1 protein-coding gene is annotated in these 2,242 nt (G+C 44.5%); it reads right to left on the reverse strand.

All coding sequences use genetic code 11. The annotated features are described in order from the left end of the window. Window positions 1–272: 272 nt before the first annotated feature. On the reverse strand, window positions 273–710 hold the full coding sequence (locus HW115_RS19460; RefSeq protein ID WP_178935324.1) for a hypothetical protein: 438 nt from the start codon (window positions 708–710) through the stop codon (window positions 273–275). Window positions 711–2,242: the final 1,532 nt, after the last annotated feature.

Here is a 2,242-nt window from a genome sequence, read left to right on the forward strand (position 1 = left end):
AGGGGAAAACCATCGTTAATCCAGGCACAAAAAAGCGCCACTGCAATAATGACGCTCAGAATACGATATGAAACAGCCTTGAGACGCCAGATCTAGCCTTAGATGGATCTAAAAGGTTCAATTTTTTGTCGAACGTAAAGCACACCGGCCACGATGAACCAGATGCGCAAATTTATAACTTTCAATCGTGCAAACCAGCAGAAAAACCTGGCCAGTTAGCTGCTAGTGGTCGGGTGCTGCGACTTGTTGTGCTTGATTTGTTTCTTTGGCTACTACCGTCGCTTAAAGTAGGAATCAGGGGTTAAATCATCACGATTAAATATATCTTCTCCTGAGCTTAAATAGCGTCGAAATTTCGGAATAGTCGAGTTGGTGATTTGATAACTGATCTCCGGCGTGTCCCACATACCTATCACCTCTGCAACGCGTTCACCATCTGGAGTATCGCTATCCCACTCAAGATAATCCGAACACATCATGGCAAATGTAATCTGCTGAACCATTTCGGCATCGATCAACTTGTCTGTAAATGAGTCACAAATCTTAACCAGATGCTCAGTAGTGACAAAGAAATCTTCGGTATAGTCCTCATCAACATAATAAGATACTCCATCGTGTGAAGTTTGAACAACTCCCCCTTCAAGGTCTTTCGCTAGAGAGTTCGCATCACAGATGCCGTTTAGGAATTCTACTAGGACGCTGATCTTCATATTTTTTGCACAACGTAAAGCACACCGGCAGCGATCATGCGTCGATATGCAAATTAAAGATACAATGTCGTAAAAAGGTTACCTGTCGCAAACTCGACAGCTACTAGCTGTCGGGTGCTGCGACTTGTTCTGCCGATTAGTTCCCCGCGCTTTTCTGGTCCCTTTCAAGAGCGACTCGGAATCAACCTTTCTTGCCCTCAATTTACGAAACGTGACACCCGAATTCGTGTGCCTTACAAGGAAAGCCGATGATGTCACTGAGTGAACAAACTTATGGAACGTGACACCCGAATTCGTGTGCCTTGCAAGGAAAGCCGATGATTTCACTGAGTAATCAAACTTATGGTTTCACCCTTCGAGCCGATTCGGAATTATCAACCTTTCTGGAAGTGCTTAGTTTTTTTTGCAGAACGTAAAGCACACCGGCAGCGATCAGGCGTCGATATGCGAATTATAGATACAATGACGTCAAAAGGTTTGCCGTCGCAAACTCGTCAGCTACTAGCTGTCGGGTGCTGCGACTTGTTCTGCCGATTAGTTCCCCCCGCTTTTCTGGTTGCTTTCAAGGGCGAATAGGAATCCATCTATATTGCCCACAACTTATGGCACGTGACACCCGAATTCGTGTGCCTTGCGAGAATAACCGATGAATAACCTGAGTAATCAAACTTATGGTTTCATCCTTCGAGCCGATTCGGAATTATCAACCTTACTGGAAGTGCTGAGTTTTTTTTGCAGAACGTAAAGCACACCAGCGGCGATGTACCTGTAGTGTTAAGTTTAAAGTTTCGATTCTGATGAACAGCCGCCAAACCCTGGCCAGTCAGCTACTAGACGTCGGGTGCTGCGACTTGTTAGCCTGAATTATTTGGCAGAAATTCTATTCCTAATTCGGGCGATTAAACCACTGTAGAGGGTTAATTCATCCGCAGACTTATCAGTCAGCTTCTTTCGTGCAACCTCCAACATAGCTAGTAGGTCTGATTCCCCCTTACTATTAATGTCAACTCGATAAAACCTCTTGTCATATATTAAATAGAATACTTGGCGATTCAGTTTGATATCCTCTTGACTCCAATATGCACGGTTCGCAACTACCAAGTCGAACCTCTTATGCGTAGCCGTCGTCAATGAATACACCTCGGAACCACCATCAGCAACCTTGCCGTCATAAGAAACACTCTTGATAATCCAAGTGTTAAACTTGGCCTTGCTTAAATCCGACCATTCTCCTCGAAGTCGTTTGGGAGGTGCCAACGGTTCATCATTACCCGCGAGTACAGTGGGCAATGAAGTAAATAGCAGTAACGCTATAGAAAATATTCGCATTGTGTTATTTGGCTAACGTAAAGTTCACCCGCGGCGATGTACCCGCTGATGAAAATATTAAAGTTTCAATGCTTCAAGAACAGTAGCAAAATCTGGCTAGGTAGCTACTAGCCGTCGGGTGCAACGACTTGTTCTGCCAGTTTATTCGTCTTCGGTGCATGGCGAATAAATATCAAATGTAAGATCTATACCCCTCTCACCCA

Origin of the sequence: Oceaniferula marina (genome assembly GCF_013391475.1) — a bacterium.
In the GTDB taxonomy this organism is placed as follows: domain Bacteria; phylum Verrucomicrobiota; class Verrucomicrobiia; order Verrucomicrobiales; family Akkermansiaceae; genus Oceaniferula; species Oceaniferula marina.